General features: G+C 49.6%; 14 protein-coding genes. 9 read left to right on the forward strand and 5 right to left on the reverse strand.

Features of this window, described 5'->3' with window-relative positions:
* Window positions 1-25: 25 nt before the first annotated feature.
* The 6 genes from B1728_RS05325 to B1728_RS05350 all read left to right on the forward strand — a co-directional run bounded on the left by B1728_RS05325 (window position 26) and on the right by B1728_RS05350 (window position 7,768).
* The gene (locus B1728_RS05325; RefSeq protein WP_256865274.1) at window positions 26-2,947 is read left to right on the forward strand and encodes an ABC transporter permease; all 2,922 of its coding nucleotides are present in this window, start codon (window positions 26-28) and stop codon (window positions 2,945-2,947) included.
* 2 nt (window positions 2,948-2,949) lie between these two features.
* Entirely contained in the window at window positions 2,950-3,870 is a 921-nt protein-coding gene (locus B1728_RS05330; RefSeq protein ID WP_079909150.1) for an ABC transporter ATP-binding protein, read from the forward strand.
* Window positions 3,848-5,977 (forward strand): hypothetical protein, encoded by a 2,130-nt coding sequence (locus B1728_RS05335; protein ID WP_079909151.1) that lies wholly within the window; start codon window positions 3,848-3,850, stop codon window positions 5,975-5,977. The genes B1728_RS05330 and B1728_RS05335 overlap by 23 nt, the downstream gene beginning before the upstream one ends.
* 105 nt (window positions 5,978-6,082) lie before the next feature.
* Entirely contained in the window at window positions 6,083-6,571 is a 489-nt protein-coding gene (locus tag B1728_RS05340) for a metallophosphoesterase family protein (RefSeq protein WP_079909152.1), read from the forward strand.
* Window positions 6,572-6,611: 40 nt separating this feature from the next.
* Window positions 6,612-6,953, forward strand: a complete 342-nt coding sequence (gene ytxJ, locus B1728_RS05345) for a bacillithiol system redox-active protein YtxJ (RefSeq protein WP_079909153.1) — start codon at window positions 6,612-6,614, stop codon at window positions 6,951-6,953.
* 11 nt (window positions 6,954-6,964) lie between these two features.
* Window positions 6,965-7,768 (forward strand): alpha/beta hydrolase, encoded by an 804-nt coding sequence (locus tag B1728_RS05350; RefSeq protein WP_079909154.1) that lies wholly within the window; start codon window positions 6,965-6,967, stop codon window positions 7,766-7,768.
* Between the two features lie 48 nt (window positions 7,769-7,816).
* On the opposite strand, the gene B1728_RS05355 is transcribed toward B1728_RS05350, so the two are convergent.
* The 4 genes from B1728_RS05355 to B1728_RS05370 all read right to left on the reverse strand — a co-directional run bounded on the left by B1728_RS05355 (window position 7,817) and on the right by B1728_RS05370 (window position 14,783).
* Window positions 7,817-12,589 carry an AAA family ATPase gene (locus B1728_RS05355; protein ID WP_256865275.1) on the reverse strand — a complete coding sequence of 1,591 codons (4,773 nt, stop codon included), beginning with the start codon at window positions 12,587-12,589 and terminating at the stop codon, window positions 7,817-7,819.
* Window positions 12,471-12,944 carry a hypothetical protein gene (locus tag B1728_RS36705; protein ID WP_079909156.1) on the reverse strand — a complete coding sequence of 158 codons (474 nt, stop codon included), beginning with the start codon at window positions 12,942-12,944 and terminating at the stop codon, window positions 12,471-12,473. The genes B1728_RS05355 and B1728_RS36705 overlap by 119 nt, the downstream gene beginning before the upstream one ends.
* A gap of 150 nt (window positions 12,945-13,094) precedes the next feature.
* Window positions 13,095-13,538 (reverse strand): MarR family winged helix-turn-helix transcriptional regulator, encoded by a 444-nt coding sequence (locus B1728_RS05365; protein WP_079909157.1) that lies wholly within the window; start codon window positions 13,536-13,538, stop codon window positions 13,095-13,097.
* A gap of 99 nt (window positions 13,539-13,637) precedes the next feature.
* Window positions 13,638-14,783, reverse strand: a complete 1,146-nt coding sequence (locus B1728_RS05370; RefSeq protein ID WP_079909158.1) for a polysaccharide deacetylase family protein — start codon at window positions 14,781-14,783, stop codon at window positions 13,638-13,640.
* Between the two features lie 218 nt (window positions 14,784-15,001).
* Between B1728_RS05370 and B1728_RS05375 the strand changes: the two genes are divergently transcribed.
* From B1728_RS05375 to B1728_RS05385, 3 genes are all read left to right on the forward strand, one after another.
* Window positions 15,002-17,149 carry an S-layer homology domain-containing protein gene (locus B1728_RS05375; RefSeq protein WP_079909159.1) on the forward strand — a complete coding sequence of 716 codons (2,148 nt, stop codon included), beginning with the start codon at window positions 15,002-15,004 and terminating at the stop codon, window positions 17,147-17,149.
* A gap of 137 nt (window positions 17,150-17,286) precedes the next feature.
* Window positions 17,287-18,195, forward strand: a complete 909-nt coding sequence (locus tag B1728_RS05380; protein ID WP_079909160.1) for a TIGR01777 family oxidoreductase — start codon at window positions 17,287-17,289, stop codon at window positions 18,193-18,195.
* Window positions 18,196-18,224: 29 nt separating this feature from the next.
* Window positions 18,225-18,542 (forward strand): hypothetical protein, encoded by a 318-nt coding sequence (locus tag B1728_RS05385; protein ID WP_079909161.1) that lies wholly within the window; start codon window positions 18,225-18,227, stop codon window positions 18,540-18,542.
* 36 nt (window positions 18,543-18,578) lie between these two features.
* Here B1728_RS05385 and B1728_RS05390 read toward each other — a convergent pair whose 3' ends face one another.
* Window positions 18,579-20,732 carry a DNA topoisomerase III gene (locus tag B1728_RS05390; RefSeq protein WP_079909162.1) on the reverse strand — a complete coding sequence of 718 codons (2,154 nt, stop codon included), beginning with the start codon at window positions 20,730-20,732 and terminating at the stop codon, window positions 18,579-18,581.
* Window positions 20,733-20,780 lie beyond the last annotated feature (48 nt).

Consider the following 20,780-nt stretch of genomic DNA (forward strand, 5'->3'; position numbering starts at 1 on the left):
GTGACGCTTGGTGGCAATCCTTGTGATGATCATGCGAAAGATGATCAAAAACAAATGGCTCGAACTCAGCCTGCTGCTGGGCTTGATCATCTCGGTCGGGCTTGTAAGCAGTATGCCTATTTATACGAACGCAATTTTACAGCGTCTGTTGATTAAGGATCTGGAGCTTCTGCAGGATAGCAGCCAGCAGTACCCGGGAATCTTTTGGACGTCGGTGTTTTTGAACAGCGAGATGACGCCGGAGCAATCCAGGCAGGCGATTCAGGAAGCGGACGAGTACATGGTGAAGACCGCACAGCCGCGGTTTAATCTGCCGATCAAATCCTATGTGACCGAGAGAGCCACGGACAAATATAACATGGTACCGGTTAATGCGGACAAGATCGATGCTTCCGTCAAACGGATGGCCGACATCACAACGCTAAGCGGACTGGAAGACCATGTAAGGATGATTGACGGGAAGTTTCCTTCCGCGGAACCGGTGAACGGTGTTATCGAGGTAGCCGTCGTGGATCAGACGCTGACGAATCTGAAGATGGTGGTCGGTCAGGAGTACACGATAGAGGATGAGTCGATAAACGACAAGTTTACTTTTAAAATAGTCGGTGTGATCGACCGCAAATCGTATGACGACGTGTATTGGTACAATGCTTTATCGAGCTATAACTCAAGCTTGCTGGTCGCTTATCCATGGTTTGAAAAGAATGTGACCCAGGAACGAAAGCTCATGCTGCGCTCCAGTATCTGGTACACCGCGGTGGACTACAGCCAGATGAAGCTGGATTCCATTAACCGGTTCATCTCGACCTACTCGAATACGGAAGATTTTCTTAGCGGAAAGTTCCCGAATTACTCGATGAAGGCACCGGCCTTGCAGACGATGAGCACGTATTTCGTCAAGGAAGAGAAGCTGCGTACCATGCTCTGGTCCTTGAACGTGCCTGTCATGATCATGCTCGCCTATTATTTGTTTATGGTTTCCAATCTCATTACGGACCGCCAGAAGACGGAAATCGCCGTATTGCGAAGCAGGGGAGCCAGCAGGCTTCAGATCATTATGAGCTATGTCGTGGAGGGCTTGCTTTTGGGCGGAATTGCGATCCTGGCGGGTCCATTCTGCGGCTTGACGCTGACCCGGATGCTCGGCGCCTCGAACGGATTTTTGGAATTCGTTCAGCGTGCGGCGCTGGACGTGCGGTTGAATAACGAAGCGTATCAGTACGGAATGATAGCGGTCCTGTGCTCCCTGGTCATGACTTTGCTTCCCGTGTTCTTTGCAACCCGCACCAGCATTGTCGGTCACAAACAGCAAATGGCGCGTCAAACCAAGCTTTCCTTTTGGCATAAATATTTCGTAGATGTAGTCCTATTGGGCGTTTCGCTCTATGGATTGCAAAATTTCAAGAGACGCATGGCGGATATGCAGTCCCTTGGATTGGAAGCAAGCGATTTGCAGATGGATCCGCTGCTGTTCCTGGTTCCTGCGTTGTTCATACTAGGCATGAGCTTTGTGCTGCTTCGGATTTATCCATGGATTATCCGGTTTATTTATCAGGCGGGCCGGCGCTGGTGGTCACCTTCCTTGTATTCGACCCTGCTGCAGGTCGGCAGATCCATTACGCAGTATCAAGCCATCATGGTATTCTTGAGCGTTACTTTGGCAACGGGGCTGTTCAGCGCAAGCGCTGCCCGAACCATCAACAAGAATACGGGTGAGAAGATCATGTACAGCAATGGCGCGGATATCTCCATGCAGATCAAGTGGGAAGACGATGCACCGCCGCCCGGGATGGAGATGGAGGATGAATCGGCCAGCTCGGATGACTCGGAGACCCCTGCGGTAACGGCACCTGTGGTTCCGGCGGTAAAGAAGAAGATACAGTATTCCGAACCGCCGTTCATGCCTATGACACAGCTTCCGGGTGTGGAGCAGGCCGCCAAAGTGTTTACGAAGAAGGATGCGAGCTTCACCGTAGGCAAGGAAAAAGCGAATGCGACCTTGATGGGGATTGATACCGATGATTTCGGGCGAACGGCATGGTTTCGCGGGGGGCTTCTCGATCATTCCTTCTATGAGTACCTGAACCTGCTGGCCTCGAGTCCTTCTGCTGTTCTAATCTCGAAAACGCTTGCGGACCAGTTTAATTTGAAGGTCGGAGACCATATTTATGTAGGGTGGAACGGAGTCGAAAATACGATGTTTAACGTGTTTGGCATTGTGGACTACTGGCCGTCCTGGAATCCGAATCCCAAATATGCCGATAAAAATACTTCAACAAGCACCGGCACAGGCGCAAATGCCAAAGCCAAAAAAGTATTGGCTCCCATGCTGATCGTAGGCCACCTGTCTTACATTCAGAACAATATGGCTCTGGAGCCCTATGACGTATGGCTGAAGCTAAAGCCTAACGCTTCCAGTCAGGAGCTGTACGATGCGGTGGAGCAGAGGAACATTCCCGTCACGAAGCTGAGCGACGCCAAGCAGGAGCTTATCCGATCCAAGAACGATCCGTTCCAGCTTGCGATAAACGGTGTGATGACCTTGGGCTTTATCATTTCCATAGTGATCAGCTTCTGCGGATTTTTGTTGTACTGGATATTGTCTCTTTCCAGCCGTGTGCTGCAGCTCGGGATATTAAGAGCGATGGGGATATCGTTCCGCCAGCTCATCTTTATGCTAATTGGTGAGCAGCTTCTTACCTCCGGAGCAGCTATAGGAATCGGGCTTATTACAGGCGGCCTGACAAGCAGACTCTTTGTTCCCATGTTTCAGCTTTCCTTGCAATCAACGAGTCAAGTGCCCCCGTTCCAGGTGACTTTTGATCCGCGAGATCAGTTTCAGTTGTACATTATCGTGAGCACTATGCTGGTCGTTGGTCTGATTATTCTTGGTACGATGCTGTCAAGAATCAAAATTCATCAAGCTGTGAAGCTAGGGGAGGACTAACCATGATTCACTGCGATAACCTCGTCAAAATATATAAAGTAGCCGATCTGGAAGTCGTTGCTTTGCAAGGCCTGGATCTTCATGTGGAGCCTGGAGAGCTGATGGCCATCATAGGCAACAGCGGCAGCGGCAAATCGACACTGCTGAACATGCTAGGGGGATTGGACCGCCCCTCTGCCGGACAGCTGTTGGTCGACGGGAAAGATTTGCTGAAATTTACAGAGAAGGACCTTGTGAAATACAAGAGGGAGACGGTAGGCTTCGTATGGCAGAACAATGCCAGAAACTTGATTCCCTATTTAACCGCGTTGGAAAATGTAGAGCTGCCCATTTTGCTCCAGGGAAAGCGCAAGCGGGAGAGAGCTCTGGAGCTGCTTGAGGCCGTAGGCTTAAGCCATCGTATCAAAAATAAGCTGAATCAGCTCTCCGGCGGGGAGCAGCAGCGGGTGGCGATTGCCATAGCCCTTGCCAACAATCCTAAGATGCTGCTGGCTGACGAGCCTACAGGCTCCGTAGACACGAAGATGGCGAATCAAATCCTGGATTTGTTCCGGGACTTGAACCGGAGAATGGGGTTAACGGTCGTTATTGTCACCCATGATCCGCTGTTAGCCAAGAAGGTCGACCGTGTCGTTGCGATTCGTGACGGCAAAACCTCATCCGAAATTATCCGGCGCAAATCGTATGCCGATGAGCTGGCAGAGCTCGAGCAAGGCTTGCAGTCGGATGAGGAAGATTCGCACGTGGAATACGCGGTTCTGGATAGAGCCGGACGGCTTCAAATACCGGGCGATATGCTGCAGTCCATAGGCGTTCAATCATCGAATAAGGTAAGGGTTCAGGTGGAGGAGGGCCGCATCGTTTTACTCCCTCCGGAGGAGGAGAAAGGGGAAAAGGAACATGAAATTATCGGCAAAAAATAAAATCCTGCTGCTTCTTATAGCAGCCATGACGGCATCGGCAGGGGTCATCCCGAGTCCCGTCACCATGGCGCAGGGGGAGAGCTACCAGAGGGATGAGATCGATGAAACGATGCGCCTGTCCTCCGTCTCCATAGCGCCTCACAGCAAAATTGAATTGAAAAACGCCGCGGTCATGCCATCCGACAACGGCAATATGTTATTTTTTACATTGAGCGTAACGAACGGGGAGAACAGCTCCATTTCCTTCCTTGACTATTGGGTCAAGGTATACAATACATCGGGTGCGGAGTTTACTCCGGACCTGATCCCCCAGGACAAGCTGAAGAAGGATATTCCCGCGGGCCAGCAGGTCGACTTCACCTTCTATGCGCCGGTGAATGATGCCACGGCACTGCAGGATCTATGGTTCCGGCTTACCCGGTGGGATTATAACAGCACGGAATTGGAGAAAGCGATCGGCGATATCCGCTTTCCCGATCAGTCGACAGACGTGCTTGCCCCTGAAGCCGTCAGCAAGACCGTCATGCTGGGCAATGTGCCGGTGGCATTGGAGGTAACCAAATGGAGCGCACTGCAAAACGATGCTTACCTTACACCTAAGCTGACATTAAGAGCTACGAATAAAGGTCAGGCCGCCGCCAAGCTTACCGGCTACCAATATTCGCTTAGAGCGTCCAATGGGGCGATGTACCCGCTGGAAATTACGGTGAATGGGGATAAGCAGCAGCTTCAGCCCGATGTGCCGCTGGACCTTCAGCTCAAGGCTTCGCAGCTTCCGGCTTCAGCGATCGGGGATCATTGGGACCTGGTCATTACGCAATCGGTGACAGTAACCAGCGATTTGAAGCTAAACCTGCCCGTAACGACGCTTAAGGTTTCCACTGAACAGCAAGCGCCGCCGAGTATCGGCTCCAGTGTCGAGTATGCCAATAAGGACGGGGTATATCAGCTGCAGGTGGAGAAGCTCGATCGTATGCCATGGGATGATCAGGATGTACTAAGTGCGGATTTGTCGATGACTCATCATCAATCGGATGCGCTTCCCTTTCCGGACATCAAGGCGTACTATGAGCTGGACGGAGGGGTGAAGGTGGAGGCCAAAGCGGTAAAAACCGATAGAGCCGTCGGCGTTCCTCCCGGCCAACCCGTACATTTCCAGATTGTCGGCAAAATTCCTTATACCTATCCTTTTGCGGCAACGAAGCTGGTTCTGCAAAATAAACTAGGCGAGAATGAAGTGGAGGATATGGCTCAGTTTATGCTTCCGCCATCCGAGATCAAGCTTCCGGTTGTTGCCTTCGGCCAGCAGCAGTCCATTACTGGAACGGGAAGAAATACGTTGTACGCACCTCGCGAAATCAATTCCTACACCGACGGAAAGAGCGATATGCTGGAGGTTCAGCTGGAAGTATCCAATATGGAGAAGCGTTCCAATGCCGTACCGAAGCTGACCGCCTTCTTGAAAACGCCGGATGACGCGTTATATCCGACCAAAGTCCGGGAGGTAAAGCAGAAATTAAATCCGCAGGGGAAGGCGCTAGTTTCATTCTCGGCGAAGCTGCCGAAAGGATTCGATACGAAGGGGCTGCGGCTTGTTGTAGGTGAATCCGTTACGGAGCAGAGGCTAAGTCTTACGGAGGACAAGGCAGATGCTTATATCAATGCCGTGGAGATGGAACTCCCGGTTGAAAAGCCGATTGTCAATACTGGCTTGAAGGATGTTGCATTCGACCAGTATAGCATTTCTTTAAGCAAGATGAGCACCTGGCTGGATAGCACGCAGTTGCGGGTCAATTTCCAGTATGATTTGAAAAAAGACAGCTTCTTTGAGACGAACAACGACGGCAGCAAGCTTATTATTCAATTTGCCGATATGAACGGCAACATGACTTATGAGCAGAAGTATTACTTGGAATCGGCCCCGGATAAGGACGATGTTCGACTCGAGCTGGGTGAGCATAATTACAAAATGATTATTAAGGACAGCGATCTATTAGGCAAGATTGGATCGCTCAAGCAGTATAAGCTATCGATCATTCATGAGTTCCAGGGGATGCGCAAGCTGTTGGCATCTCAGACGATGGATTGGTTCGCTATTACGGATTAGAGCGGGCTTGCCATCAACCTTAAGCACCCTATGCGGTGCTTTTTTCTTGTATGCAAGTTATGGTAGAATGGAGGAATGAGCGACATAGGAGAGGAGGGGATCGGGATGCGCATTGGCGTAGTATCCGATACGCATATGTTCCGTCGTGCCAAGCAGCTGCCGCAGGCCTTGCTGGAGGGTTTGCGCGGGGTTGATTTGATCCTTCACGCCGGCGATTGGGTGGATCCGGGGGTAGTCCGGCTTTTCGAGGCGATAGCCCCGACGGATGGCGTTGCGGGTAATAACGACGGAGCAGATATCATTGAGCGCTTTGGACGCCAAAAGGTGTTGAACCTGTCCGGCTGGAGGATCGGGCTTGTTCATGGAGACGGCGGGCGCAAATCAACGCTGGAGCAGGCTATTGATGCTTTCCGCGATATGAGCGTAGATGTTATCCTATTCGGCCATTCCCACATTCCTTACCAGGGTATGCATGACGGGACGCTGCTGCTCAATCCCGGTTCTCCTACCGATAAAAGACGCCAGTCGCAATACTCTTACGGCATCATGGAGCTAGGCTCAACGATACAAGCTACCTTATATTATTATGATTAATTTGTAAGCAGCTATTTAACAATAAGTGGAGGGAATCAACATGACACAATGGAAAGAAATCACAACCCAAGAGGAATGGAATGAACATTTCGAAGGATCTGCCAATAAGCCGATCGTTGTCTTGAAGCATAGCACAGCTTGTCCGGTAAGCTTTAATGCGCTGAAGGAATACGAAGCTTACTTGCAAAATAAACCGAATTCTGATGTGGACTATGTGCTTGTCAAGGTCATTGAATCCCGTCCAGTCTCCAATCAAATTGCCGAGGATACCGGTGTAAAGCATGCTTCACCGCAAATCCTGTACATCAAAAATAAAGAAACCATTTGGAACACCTCGCATTGGGCCATTACCGAAGAACATATGACTGCTGTTCTTGATTAGGAAGAACGAGTATGAGCATAAGACCGCATCCTTTTTTCTCCGGAGCGCTTTTTGCGCGTAAATCGTGCTTTGTATATTTGCCGGATGACTATGAGACAAGCGAAGAGCCGTATCCCGTCATCTATTTGCTCCATGGTATGTATGGGAGTGAGTCCCATTGGCTTCTTAAGGGGAATGCGGAGTCGACGCTGAACCGGATGATGCAGGAGGGATCACTGCGCAAAAGTATTGTTGTTTTCCCTAATGACGGAGGCTACGGGTTAGGCACTTTTTATATGAACTGGTACGACGGTACCGGAAACTTCGAGGATTATTTTATTTACGATTTGGCGAAGGAGATCGACAAGAGCTTCAGAACCGTTCCGGACAGGGCACATCGTGTTCTTTGCGGCTTATCCATGGGGGGCTTCGGCGCATTTTCTTTAGCTCTTCGCCATTCCGAGCTCTTCGGTGCCGCGGCAAGCTTGTCCGGTGCCGTTACTTCCACGGCGATGATCACAAACCAATATTCGCGCAGCGACATTTCGCGGATGATCGGGCCTCTTCACGGACCTTATGCTCAGAGCTATGATTTGCAAAAGCTGGCTGAAGCTCAATTGACAAATAGTCAGCGACCGGCATTGTACTTTAACTGCGGGACTGAGGATTATTTGTATTCGATGAACGCGGCTTATCACGAGCATCTGGAACGGATCGGATACCAGCACATCTATCAAGAATTTCCCGGTGAACATAACTGGGATTACTGGTCGGAGCACCTGCCGGATGCTTTGCGATTCCTGGAAGCATCGTTTCAGCAAATGACCGATAAGTAAATGGAGACACCACTCTATCTATGCCAAAACCCCTTAGGACATATGGTCCTAAGGGGTTTTGGCTGTGGCGACAGGCGACTTCTTCTTCAAATAGACAGTGAAGGTGGTACCGACGCCTTCCTCAGAAGAGCACTCAATAGAGCCTTCGTAGTGCTGCAGGTAATTGTGAACGATATGAAGCCCGAGACCGGAATTCGTCGATTCGGATTTCGTAGAGAAGCCCTTTTCGAATATTTTGGTACGGTTCCGTTCAGGTATGAAGGAGCCGCTGTTAAAGATCATCAATTTATACCGTTCTTCCTGCTCCTCGATCGTGAGGCGGAGGGTTCGCAGCGGATCATCCTCCGGGATGGCTTCAATAGCATTTTTTAATAGATTGTGGACTATGCTGGAAAAGTAGCTGATAGGCAGAGTCAATCCGTCAAACGTACAATCCAGCTGGCCGCTGACCTGCAACTCGATTTTCTGCGAGATGCAGGGGATGCTGATATTGTTTAGTACGACTCCCAATACAGGGAATTTAACGGAGTTGACCACCGATTGCTGGACGATTTCCTTGCACCATACGGAAATATAGTCCTTGGCCATATCATACTTGTTCATCATAAGTAACGCATGAACCGTCTGTACGTTATTAATTAACTCGTGCTGAGCTTTGCGAATGTTCAGCATCGTAGCCTCGGAGGATTGGACCCAGCGTTCCTTTTCATCCAACTGCAGGCGAACGTTCTTTTCCCGTTCCTCGAGCAGCTGCAGCTTATAATCCTTGTGCTCCAGATTGGTATACAGCTTGGCATTTTCAATAGTACCGGCTATCTCGGATGCGAGGAGCTTCAATGTATCCAATCGCTGCTCTTGAAACACATGGCTTGCCAAATTGTTTTCCAAATACAGAACGCCGATCATTTTACCCAGTTTGATAATAGGCATAATCAGGATTGACATAGGCTGATGCGCCCGAATATAAGCGTCCTTCGGGAACATATCGGAAGATGCCGCATCATGAAGCAGCAGAGGCTCTTCCTTGCGAACAGCAAATTGGATGGCGGAAATCGCCGCATGCTCGTACTCTTCGATCGGTACGGAATGTAGCGCCATGAACGGACGATCCGGCATTTTTTCCACTTCGACATACAGCTGATGGTCCCGTTCGAGAATGAGCAGCCCTTTTTCGGCGCCCGCGTTTTCTATCACAATATGCATGAAGCTTTCCAGCAGCTTATGAAAGACCGCTTCGTTGGACAACACATGGGAAGCCTTTGCTACTGTGGATACATCAATTGCCGATTGAGAGACAGGCGTCCGGTTAACCAGGTACGGATGCTGGTCTTCCAGCTGAGCCACCTTGCGAACGGCACCCCATTTACTGTACAGCGCTTTCGCTTCCGTCCAATAGGCACGAGCGATTTTAAGCCTCCCGCTCTGGGTGTAGAATTTGGCGGCGCACTCGTTGGCGATAGCCTCGAGCTGAAGAAATCTATGCTTGTTGGCATGAAAGATTGCCTGCTCATACAGCTCTGCCGCAATGACGGAGTTGCCGGAGATTCGATTCATTTCCGCCTCGAGAAGGAGCTTCTGAGGGGCGAAATTATCCGGCGAGTGCACGCTCCATTTTTTTATGGCAGCCAGATGCTTTTTCAGCTTGCGCCAGTAACGCTTCTGATCGGCGGCCGCAGCTTTGGGATGCAGCGCGCAAATCACGAGCGAGCTCATAAAGTAGTACATTTGCACATGTATGAGGCCAAAGACGGATTGGAGGCTTTCCTCCATCATCTTCATCGTTTGCTTAGCTTCATCCAATCGGTCCAGAATGTAGTAGGCTTGAAGCTGCAAAGCGTAGAATGTATGAACCGTTGCCTTGTTCGTGAAGCTCTGCAGCTGCGCGCATTCCTCTGGGGTCATGAATGGTTCCATGATATCAGGAATGCTGGTACTCGGCTGGAGCTTGGGTTCGTCGCTCATGAACAGCATGAAGCGCTGCAGCACCATAAAGATATAGATCGTATCCTGATCCTGAGCCCGTTGAATAAACGGGTGATACAGCTCGGTTTCATTGAATACGTCATTCAAGGGATCCCCCTTAAACAGACGAAGGAAAAAGCTGAAGGTGATAGAGTAGCCCGCATATACCAGGTCGCCTGATTCGACGCCGAATTGGTAGGCTTTCTTTAAATAATAAATGTTGTTTTCTATATGCTGAGTCATATTGTTCGTAAACGCCCCGAAGCCGAAGTACACTTTACATTTGATGGGCAGATGATCCAAAGCGTCACACAGCATCAGTCCAGCCTTGCCGAACTTGCTGCCATTCTTCAAATCGCCGAAGATAGAGCTGATAATTACCCCGTAAGTAGAGTAGGCCAGAGCTGAACCTTCCGAATTCCCGTTCCTTAGCGAGTAGTTAAACATCTTCAGCATGAGATAAATATACAGCTCGGAATTCAGGTAATACGTCGGTGCAATCAGGTTCACCATCAGCTTCATGACGGCCTTATGGTCCTCATCGACCATTTGCGGCAGATCGAATAAATCTGAAGGATGCTTGGCCATCATATGCCATTTGGTTCTAACCAGTTCGATGAGAATCGAGCTTCGCTTCACGTTGGACTGCAATGGAATATGGAACAGCCGCAGTCCTTCAAGCCCCATGGCCATCGCTTCTTCATGGAGCCCAAGATTGGTATAGAGCACCATCATCAGGTTGTATGCATCCGCTTTTTCCAGTCTTGTACGCGCATGATTCAGAATGATCTGGAAGGAACGCTTCGCAGACTCGAAATGTCCGCATAAATATTCGAGCTCCGCAAGCTCCAGATAAATCGCAAACGACAGTTCATACTGATTCGTCCAGTGGTTGGGCTCCAGGAGCTGAACGGCTTGTGTTACATATTTTAATGCGGTTTCATATGCCGTGTTGGATTTGGCTTTGCCGCTGGCCTGCATGTTGAAGCGGGCCAACTGTTCTTTTTCTTCAATAGAAGATAATAAAGGCTTGCCCAAATTCAAATGGTTGGCGACTTCAAACAGCTGCTCCTCCAAATCCTCAGATGATAACCCCTGAAGCATCATCTGGCCAATTTGGTAATGAAGCTCCTTTTTCTGTTCCTTCGGCACAAGCGAGTAGACAGCTTGATGCACCCGGTCATGCAGGAAGGAATATTTTATCGACGTATGGGGATACGCGTCGCGCCTTAATGCTACGATTAGCCCCTCGTCTATCGCGCGCCGAAGCTCCTGATTAATAAGGGCCACATCCTGAGATGCAGCCAGCGAGAGCAGCTCCGGCCGGAATACGTGGCCTATACAAGCGGCCTTCATTAATAACTGCTGTACGGATTCCGGCAGCCGGCGAATTTTGCCGATCATGAAATCCACGACATTATCCGTAATGTGAAGCTCATTTATTTGCTCCAGATCCCATTGCCAGCGGCTAAGCTCATAATTGAAGCGGAGAAGCTGCAGGTCATAAAGTGACCTTATAAATTGCTTGGTAAAAAACGGATTGCCCTTCGTTTTGTTCATAACCATCCGGGCCAGCCCATCCAGCTCATCCTCGGACACGACCTGCAGCGTATCCTGAATAAGACTTTGGACCGCTTTATGGCTGAGAGCCTCCAGCTCCATACAGGTCACTCGAATATGCTGCATTCGCTCCAGCTTATCGAGCATCCCTTGGAGGGGATGATCATCGTTCACCTCATTGCTGCGATAAGTGCCGATAAAGAGACAATGATTGAAAGCAGGCTGCGCAGCCAATTCTTGAACCAATTGCAAGGAAGCCGGATCGGCCCACTGCATATCATCAATAAAGATGACGAGCGGGTGCTCCCTGGTGGCAAACACGGCCAGGAACTGGTTGATGGTCATCAAAAACCGATTGTTCGTTTCGGCAGGAGGCAGCTTGGATAAAGGAGGCTGACTGCCCAAGATTTTCTCCATCTCCGGTATCATGTCTATTAACACTTGTCCGTTCGGGCCGACCGCATCAAGAATTTTCTTTTTCCATAGCTGGAATGACGCATCACTTAGGGTCAGCAGGAATTGAATGATTTGGAGTCCTGCCTGATGGATCGCTTGAAAAGGCAGGTCCCTTTTAAACTGCTCGAACTTGCCTAGAACAAAGAGACCGTCTTCCTTCTGGATCGATTTCTGAAATTCCTGAATCAGGAACGACTTGCCGACACCGGACAAGCCGGAGACGAACACGATTTCTTTACTTCCCAGAATGACTCTATGGTAGGCATTGCGGATGTCCTGCAGCTCGTTATCCCTGCCATAGATATAATCGGGTATTTTAAAAATATCCGTGGGCGTTCCATATCCAATCTCGATGGGACCGATGGTTCCGTCATGTAGAAGCTGTTCCAGACATACTTCCAAATCCCGCCGTAAAGCATATGCGCTCTGATATCTTTGTTCCGGATGCTTGGCCAGACATTTCATAATGATATCGGACACCGGCTTCGGAACGGCAGGCAGTATATCGGCAGGCGGGAGGGGCTGTACCGCCATATGCTGATGAATCAGCTCGCTCGTATCGCTGCCGGCAAAAGGAAGCGTACCGGTTAACAGCTCATAAAAAATAACGCCTAATGCGTAAATATCGCTCCTGTACTCCGCGTTACGTTCCATGCGCCCGAACTGTTCGGGAGCCATATAGGGAAGCCTGTAGGCCATATACCCTTCATCAGGTTCATACATGCTAACAGAGGCGGAATAAGGTGCAGCTGAATATAGGTCCGTTAATCGGATCGTTCGATCCGCTTCTATAATAATCGCATGCTTGGATAGACTCAGGTGAGCATACTTGGCCTGATGCAGCCTGCGAACAGTGTCGGTAATATCTGCGGCCAAACGCAAAAAAGAGCTTCAATTCCATAGGACCCGAAGCTGCTAGCTGAAAAAGCGGATGACCATCTGAATGCTCCATTAATAGGATGGTCGTATTGTTATAAGATTCCAACCGGATCGGCTTCATTAGCACGTCCAGCTGGATATGCTGTCCGTTTTCATATTCGTTTGTAATCCATTGGAGCTCCTGCTTGGTCGGGAATTCCGATTGAAGCATCTTCATCCAATTTTTTTCCTGGGTGGAAGGATTGAAGCCGCGGTATAAGGTGAACGGCTCGTGATCGTACCATTTTTCCATTTGAAATTCGTTTATGGTCAATGACAAGCGGGTAACCTCCGATTACTTCCAATTATTATTATTTTACTTTTTCCCCTAATAGGAAGCAACAGGAAAATGCTAAAACAGACAATTGCACTCAAAAACCGACTTGCTTCGCGAAAAAGAGGCAAATATCTTCAAACTTAAGCTTACCCTTCATGAATTCCGCATATTTTTATTCAACCGCTCCGTAAGCCGTTCCATGTAGCCGATCAATTCGGACTGCTCTTGCTTCGTAAACTGATTGAAGGAATCATTGAGCGCTTCTATCCACAGAGCTTCCGTCCGGCGGATCAGGTCTTTGCCTTGCTCGGTTAGAGCTACATTCTTCACCCGTGCGTCCGGCTGGCTGCTCTCACGAAAAACGAGCCTGGACTTCTCCAGACGATCTATCATTTGTGACATGGTGCTTGGCCTGACATCCAGATGTACAGCCAGCTGTCCGATGGTGCGCGTTCCGTTACGATGCAGATGCCGGAGCAGCAGCCACTGTATCCGTGTCAAGGAATCCGGCTGCTGGTCAAACACCTTGGAGCGGAGATGCCGGTTAATGGTTTGCATATGCGTGATAAATTGCTCTAGTGCTTCATTATTATTCATAGAACAGCCTCCATTTAGTAGTATTATATAGTTTTACTAAATATGCTGACAACAGCAAAAAGGAGGCAATGAAAAATTGCCTCCTGTAAGATATGCCGACTATTGTTGTTTGACAGGCGTAAGCCGTTCGGAAAAAGTCTTGCTGATAGGATTGAAAGCGATTCGGATGCCCATGGCTTTCTGCAGATCATTAAACTGAATTTGCGCATGGCGGCGTTTCAAGGTAATAGGTGAATCCAGATCAATTGGCTGATCCCCAAGCATAACGACGCTGCTGCCTTTGCGAGTTGTCCAGTGGTTGCCGTTATAGTAGAAGTTAATGGTTCCGTCATGATCCTGAATCATGGTACCGCCGATTTGTCCTACGCTTTCGCGAAACGGGATATAGCCGAAGGCTGGATCCAGACTGACGACCTTACGCATAATCGTTCTGTGCAGCTCATCCGGGGTAATGCTTGGGTTCCCGCCTGTAATCCGGGGAATCTGCATAGGATCATCGTTTCGTGTCGCCATTTCGCTGACGGTTGTAAAGCCGTACTCAATACCCGCTTGATGCACGAGAGCTGCCGCGTTAGGGTCCACGCCTCCAAAGGGGTAAGCGTAGGTACTAACAGGTCCGCCATTGACCTGCGAGAGCTTGTTTTTGCAGGTATTCGTATCGGAAATGACTTTATTGGCGTAATCCGTACTGTTTTCCAGCGTACCATTAGCGTTTTGCCTGCTTGTCAGCATCGGTTGACCGTTGATTTGCTCATGAAGGCTATCGGAGTGGCATTCAAACTCGATATTATCTTCAGGATGACTCAGGATTTCGCTGAGCTGCTGCCTGGTCATGAAAGGGATGTTGCTTCCATCGGGATTGTCCAAATAGCGCGTAATGATGAAGTTAACGGCCGGGATATGCATTTCCTTCAAGATCGGATAGGCAATGTCGTAAAAGCTGCGATAGCCGTCATCGAACGTGACGAGCACGGCATTATCAGGGACCTCGCCGCCGGCCATGTAATGCTTAAACTGCTCGAGCGTGATGAAATTGTAATGTTTATCCGCCAAATATTCGAGCTGCTCCCTGAATAGCTTGGGCGTTATGGTGACGCTGCTTTTGGCGGTGTCGCTTAAATGATGGTACATGATGACGGCAACCTGATCCTCATACATATCATTAGGCGAGCTGGAGCTGATGAATGGTAGAATAGAAACACCGATAAGTAATAGAAATAAAACTTTAACCGATAGCATTTTCATGGGACCCAATCTCCTGAGTTAGTAAGCTACAAGTACAGATTATAAAGGAGGAAAACGCACTTTGTAAATCGACTTTTTTCGCGTAGGTTCGAGGAATGTTTTCTATCAAAAATGTTAACTTTACCACAAAATGATAGAAAGCGATTGTAGCATGTGAAAACCCTGTAATATAATGTCGATGCGCGAGCGAAATACATAGGATTAAGGGATGGGTGAACATGCAGTTAAAGAAAATGTTGGCTTCTGCACTAATTTGCTGTCTTACTGTAGGTTCCGGATGGACAGCAGCGGGCGCAGAAGGGACGGGGCGCACCTTCGCCGATGTGGATGGTCACTGGTCCAAGGCGGAGATTGAGTACTTGTCCGGCAAAGGGATTATTGACGGGGTGGAGAAGGACGGAAAGCTCTGGATCCTTCCGGACAAAACGATTACCCGCGCCGAGTACGTCAAAATCTTGGTGGGGGCTCTGAACAAGAAGAATGCTGACCCCCAAACGGCCTCCTTCCGTGATGTGAGCGCTGATCACTGGGCGTTCAAGTATGTGGAGACAGCCAAGAAGGAAGGGCTTGTAGACGGTTATGAGGATGGAGCGTTTAAGCCGGATGCCGAAATAACCCGAGCCGAGCTGGCTGCACTGCTAGTCCGGGCATATCAGTTGAAGGAAAAGCCGGATCAAACCGTCGTGTTTGAGGATGTAAGCACAAGCAATTGGGCATACAGCGTTATTCTAGCCGCAGCATCGAACAAGCTGTTTGAAGGCACGGTAGAAAACGGCAAAACATGGTTTAAGCCTGCTGCGGCGGCAACCCGCGCAGAATCGATGACGGTCATTGCAAGGTACATGAAGCAGCTGGAGGCTTCTGCAGCCAAAGAAACGGATGAGAAGAAGAACCCAGTTACGACTCCGGATACGACGACACCAGGAACCTCCGGTTCTACAGGCTCAAGCTCCGGTTCCGGATCGGGCGGTGGAGGCTCGCGTCCAAGCAGCGGGAGCGGAGTGAATCTTTCTTTTAGTGGAGCGGATTTGGTAGCGACGATCGGCAAAGGCAACCCCATTGCCGGGACGGACGGCCAGGGCAATTCTGTTGAGCTGACAGGACTTAGTCTGTCCGGCTTTAGAGGAAGCGCCGGCAGCATTAGTGTGGAGGCATTGCCGCAAGCCAATGTGTTCAAGAATGCGAACACAGTTGTTCCTGGTATTGTAGGGCCTGTCATCGAATTCAGCACGAACGGAATTCCGTTCAACAGCGCTACATTAAGCTTCCAGATTCAATCTACCGGAAGCAGTCAAAATCTGGTCGCTGCGTACTACAATGAAACGGCAAACAAATTTGAGTTTCTGAATACGACGAATGCCGGCGATGGAACCCTCAGCTTTGTAACCAACCATAACAGTAAGTACGTTCTGATTGACAAGCTGGCTTGGGAGCAGGCCTGGAAGAACAACTTGTCCGTAACATCGGGCGTATACAAGCCTTATGTGGACTATGCGTTTATTATCGACAGCTCCGGCAGCATGAGCTGGACCGATCCTAACGATCTCCGCAAAAAAGCGGTCACGGATCTTGTATATTCGCTGAACTACAATCCGAATTCGTCTTTCGTAACGGAAACGGTAACAGTGCTCGGCAGCGTGTACACGAATACGGTTCATTCCGAGTCGGACCGCGCGGCGATTATCGATTTTGACAGCTGGGCACAGGTATACTCCACGTTCTCTGCAGACGGGGCTACAGTAGCCGGTGCGGTTTACCAAATCGATAGCTCCGGCGGAACGAATATTTTTGCCGGATTGAAATTAGCTTATGAACAATTTGAACAGCACGGCGATCCGAATCATCGTTTTGTCGCAGTGCTTTTGACGGATGGGCAAGACCAGGATCCAAAGGGAACGAAGGATTGGAACATGATTCAATCCGCTTACGGTAAGGGTGTAACGCTCGTAACCATGGGATTGAGCAGAGAAGTGGACCGCTTGTACCTTGAAAAGATGGCTCTGCTGGGAGGCGGCCAATACTTCCAGGTGCTCACTGCCGAGGAACTGGAGGCTTCCTTCCGAACGGTAGTGGAGACGACACGTCATAATGAATTCGTTGACGCGGACCAAGACGGGCTGGACGATTACTATGAGGTAACCGGTATGCTGCTCGAAAACGGCATGCTGATAAAAACAAGCATCGATCCGGTAAACGGTAAGGATACGGATGGAGATGGCTTCACAGACGGTGAGGAAATGGGTCAGCCGGAGGATGTAGTCATCACAGCCGATATGGTACCAGCTGGAAGTGATTTGGTAGGCAAAACGGTAAAAATGTTTAAACAAATGAAAAGCTCGCCTACGGATCCTAACGACAAGCCTTAATTAGATAAAGCTGCATCTATTGCCAAATGTTAAGCACAAGCCGAATTTTGCGGTTTGTGCTTTTTATTTATCGGAATTTATGTTATATAATGTTTTTATGTATTCATTATTTTTTTATTGAAAGTGAGAAGTCATCAATGAAAATTGCCATTGCAGGTGGTTCAGGCTTTATCGGCCGGCATTTGACGGAGTATTTCCTCAAGCAAAAATGTTCGATCATCCTTATCTCGCGGCAGCGCCAAACTCCTAATCACGTACTCATAAGGAACGTAACCTGGTCGGATCTGGAGAAAGATGTCAAGGTGCTGGAGGGGGTTGATGCCATCGTCAACTTGGCAGGTGAATCCATCAACCAGCGCTGGACAAGTGCAGCTAAAGAAAGAATATTACATTCCCGATTGGATACGGTGAACCGAATTGCCGATATCGTCTCCCGATTGGAGAACAAGCCGGCCGTTGTCGTCAACGCTTCGGGGATATCTATATACGGAACGTCGGAGACGGAATCGTTCGTTGAGCATAGCGAACCTAATGTGAAGGACTTCCTCTCCGGAGTAGTGGAGAAATGGGAGAAGGCGATGGATCAAATCCAGGACACACGCCTTGTTAAGCTGCGTCTCGGTATCGTTCTAGGAAAAGACGGGGGCGCCTTCCCAAAGATGATGCTTCCTTATAAGCTAGGGGTTGGGGGCAGAATCGGCAGCGGAAAGCAAGTGATCTCGTGGATTCATATTGAAGATTTGTGCCGCTTGATCGAATTTAGTATCGAAAATGAAGACATTATCGAGCAGCTGAATGCCACGGCTCCTCAGCCCGTAACCAATGATGAGTTCGGCCGTACGCTCGCTCGGGTTATGAGAACCTCGCACCGTTTCCCTGTGCCTGCTTTCGTAATGAAAATCATGTTCGGAGAGTTGTCGGAGCTCCTGCTCAAGGGTCAAAGGGTATTCCCGTATCTTGCTACCGAGTATGAATTCGAGTTTAAATATCCTACTTTGGATATGGCACTGCAGGACTTGGTCGGAGCAAAGGCTCAATTGAAATAAAAGACCGGATGAATGGACGAGGTTAACCTATGATACAATACGGTTCAGTCGATGTTAGGGAATTGAAATTTATGAATATGAGGTCGACGATCGAGCTGCGGGATGAGCAGTGGGTCGATGTCGAGGTGCGCTTTGACCTGGATGCGGGCAGCGAATTGCCGGAGGAGCTATCAGACTTAAGCGCGCTGCTGATTTGCACCTATTCCGGAGGAATCGCTCAAGTCGTTCCGCAGGATGAGGGACGTGACTGCGAGTTTCAGTTTACGGAATCGGAAAAGGAACAGCTGCGGTTGTATTATGAGTATGAAGTGAAGCCGTTGCTACTCAGCAAGACCGGCGTTCAGTAGGCCATAGAAACAAAAAGAAGATTGGGCGAATTCGCCTCAATCTTCTTTTTGTTGTTGCAGTGCAGCCTTCAATGCGTCGCCTAAGCTAGAGCCGAGGCTGGCATTATCGCTGTATTGATTGATCAGCTTGGCAGTGTTGCGTTTGGCCGCCTTGCCGCTTACGCGATTGTCGTTATTGAGCATTTCAATCACGTTACATTGGCGGCATTGGGCATATTTCCCCGCTTTACCCGTATGAATCTCCATTTTCTTATGGCACTGAGGACAGCGCTTATTCGATAGCATAGGTTCCGCTGCTCTTTTATAGCTGCATTCACGATCGACGCAAACGAGCATTTTGCCGCGGTTGCCTTTGATTTCCTGCAGTGACTTGCCGCAATCCGGGCATTTCGACGTCGTCAGATTATGCGGCTTATACTCCGTAGTGCTGTTCTTGACCTCACGGACCATGGACATGGTTTGTTCGCGGATCCCTTGAAGAAAGGCTTTCATATTGCCTTTCCCTTTGGCAATCTGCTCCAGCTCTTGCTCCCAGCGTGCCGTTAAATCCGGCGACCGCAGGGCAGGGGATACAAGCTCGATTAGCTGGGCTCCCTTGCCTGTAGGCTGTAAAATATTCATTTTACGCTCGATCGTATCGGTCTGAAGCAGCTTCTCGATGATATCCGCTCTGGTGGCAGGCGTTCCCAGGTTATGCTTTTCCATTATCGATAGCAAGGAGGCCTCCGTATAACGGCCGGGAGGCTTGGTTGCATGCTTCTCCAGACTGCAACGCGCCTCCTTTAGTACATCTCCGATTTGCAGCTGTGGTAACGATTGCTGCTGCGTGCCTTGCTCGTCGTCCTCATTTTCATCATTGTCACCCGATGCAGAGGCTGTGTCTTGCCCATATACGGTCTTCCAGCCTGCGTCTTTGGTAACCCGGCCCTTGGCAAAAAAGCTTTCCCCGGCAAGCTCCACAGTGACCGCGGTTTCATCGTATCGGAATACCGGATAGAACAAGGAAATAAACCGCCGGACGATCAAATCGTACAGCCTGCGCTCATCTGCTGACAGGGTATGGAGCAATGGCGCTTGCTCCGTAGGAATGATGGCATGGTGATCGGAAACCTTGCTGTCATCTACGATTCGTTTGGTTATAGGCAGCGGCTTGCGAAGCAGCGGCTTTACCAGCGGAGCGTAAGGCTGAACGCTTAAGCTTTCGAGACGGCCTTGCAAGGTCGAGACCATATCGCTTGTCAGATGCCGTGAATCGGTTCTTGGATAAGTAACCAGCTTGTGCTGTTCGTACAGTTTTTGCAGGACATTGGAGGTTTGCTTGGCCGAAAATCCGAATTTCCGGTTGGCATCCCGCTGCAGCTCGGTCAGGTCATATGCGAGCGGCTGGGGTTCATTCTTTTCAACCACTTTAAGTTGTGTTACCTTGGCTTGGCTGTTTTGCAGCCGCGCCAGCAAAGCATCAGCAGCGGCTTTATCAAACAGCCGTCCGTCCGGCTGGTTTTTACCGCGCCATAATCCATGAAAACCCCCGAAATAAGCCTTCAGCATCCAATAATCTTTGGATTGAAAGCTGCGGATTTCACGCTCCCGATCCATCAATATGGCAAGCGTAGGGGTCTGCACCCGACCGGCTGCCAGCTGTGCATTGTATTTGCAGGTGAGGGCACGCGTTACGTTAAGCCCTATAAGCCAGTCCGCCTCTGCACGGCATACTGCCGATTGGTAGAGCGGGTCGTAATCGCGTCCGGGTCTGAGCTTGGCAAAGCCTTCTTTAATAGCCTTGTCGGTCTGCGACGATATCCAGAGACGGCGGAACGGCTTGCGCCACTTAACGAGCTCCATAATCCAGCGGGCTACGAGCTCGCCTTCTCTTCCTGCGTCAGTTGCGATAATAAGCTGGTCCAAATCGCCTCGCTGCGCCAGCTGTGAAATAGCGCGGAATTGAGGCGTCGTTTCTTTGATCAGCTTCAGCTTCATCCGTTCGGGAAGCAGTGGCAGATCCTCAAGGTTCCAGGCTTTATACTTGGCGTCGTAATCCTCAGGCTCCGCCAATGTGACCAAGTGGCCCAGCGCCCAGGTAACGACGTGTTGGGGTCCTTCCATGTAATGCTTATGCTTCTGATTACAGCCGAGCACGCGTGCCAGTTCTTTGGCTACACTCGGCTTTTCGGCTAATACAAGTGATTTCATACCTTCTCCTTATGCGGTAAAAAAATGGTTTCTTTCCTTTAGTAAAGC

This window comes from Paenibacillus sp. 32352 (genome assembly GCF_002042965.1).
Classification (GTDB): Bacteria; Bacillota; Bacilli; order Paenibacillales; family NBRC-103111; genus Paenibacillus_S; species Paenibacillus_S vulneris.